General features: G+C 76.2%; 2 protein-coding genes. Both read right to left on the reverse strand.

The features are described from left to right. Window positions 1–199: 199 nt before the first annotated feature. Window positions 200–913, reverse strand: coding sequence for an alpha-ketoglutarate-dependent dioxygenase AlkB family protein (locus ACIQOV_RS41245; protein ID WP_401056253.1), 714 nt, complete (start codon window positions 911–913; stop codon window positions 200–202). Beyond that, window positions 910–1,445, reverse strand: a 536-nt coding sequence (locus tag ACIQOV_RS41250; protein WP_401056255.1) for a hypothetical protein, incomplete at its 5' end; no start/stop codon positions are given. The genes ACIQOV_RS41250 and ACIQOV_RS41245, both read right to left, overlap by 4 nt.

Below are 1,445 nucleotides of genomic sequence, written 5' to 3' on the forward strand. Positions count from 1 at the left end.
GGTACGGGAGGGTGAGGGGATGCCCTCCGGGCGGGTTCAGGACGATTGGTCCGAATTCATCCGCCGAGGAAGAATATGTCACACACTGACCAGTTTGGGTTAATGCGGCGTTCACATTCGGCGCGCCCGGGGTTGACGCGGCCTCAAGGCCCTGATCCCGGCCGGTGGCCGGGCGGCGGCGGTCACCGGGCGGGGGCGGTCACCGGGCCGATCCGGTCGGAGCGGGTGCGGGGTCGGTCAGGCCGGTGACGCGCAGGGTGATGTTGAGGCGGCCCCGGGCGGGGCCGATGGCGGGGTCGCCGGTGCCGGGGAGGATCGTCGGCACGGCGTGGTACGCGAGGCGGGAGGGGCCGCCGAAGACGAGGAGGTCGCCGGAGGCGAGGGTCAGGTCGGTCCAGGGCCGGTTGCGGCTGCGGGTGTTGCCGAAGCGGAAGAGGCAGGTGTCGCCGATGCTGAGGGAGACCACCGGGGCGAGGGAGCGCTCGTCCTTGTCCTGGTGCATGCCGAGCCGGGCGTCGGCGTCGTAGAAGTTGACCAGCGCGGCGTCGGGTTCGTAGGCGGCGCCCTGGTCGGGGTCCTGGTAGGCGTCGGCCACCGCCCGGCGGCCGAGGTCGGCGAGCCGGTCGGGGAGGCGGGCGACGCGGCGGCCGTTCACGTCGTCGGCGGTGCGGGTGTAGGCGTAGGGCTGCCAGTGCCAGCCCAGGCACACGGTCTGCACGGACATGACGCCACCGCCCGGCAGCCGGGTGTGCCGGATCGGGACGGGGCCGACGGCCCAGGCGCGGCACGCGGCGACGAGCTCGCGCTGCCGGTCGGGGGTGAGCCAGCCGGGCAGGTGGACGGCGCCCGGCGCGATCTCGCGGCGCTCGTAGCCGGCGGGCGGCGGGCCGAACAGCGCGGGGGTGCTGTTCACACGGCGGCGCCCGGGGCGAGGGGCGGGAAGGAGGCGGTCCAGCCGGATTCGATGCGCCAGGTGCCGCCGTCCGCGCTCGCGCCGCGCACGCCGTCCAGGACGCCGGGCCCGGCGAGCGCAGCGGCGACCGGCTCGGCGAGGGACGCGAAGCCGAACGTGCGGTCCGGGCGCCAGGAGGTGCTGTGGCGCAGGCGTCGGGCGAGCTGTGCCCAGCCGAGCGGGGCGGCGGCGATGACGAGGGCGTCGGGTTCCCGGTCGGTGAGGCGCTGGGCGGGCCGCAGCCAGGAGGCGGCCTGTTCGGGCCAGTCGACGACGGCCAGGACGGCGTTGCCGGCGGCGTGCCAGGCGTCGGCGAACGCGGCGGCGGCCGTGCGGGAGGCGTCGTCGCGGCTGTGCCCGATCGTGACGCTGCGCAGGGGTGGGCGGCGGTGCTCGGCGAGCAGGCGCAGCAGGGCGGCGAGTTCGGGCTGCTGGCCGGAGCTGAGCTGGGCGAGCAGTTCGCGCTCGTGCGCGAGCAGTCCGGCGAGCGCCT

The organism is Kitasatospora sp. NPDC091257, assembly GCF_044757675.1.
In the GTDB taxonomy this organism is placed as follows: domain Bacteria; phylum Actinomycetota; class Actinomycetes; order Streptomycetales; family Streptomycetaceae; genus Kitasatospora; species Kitasatospora lactacystinica.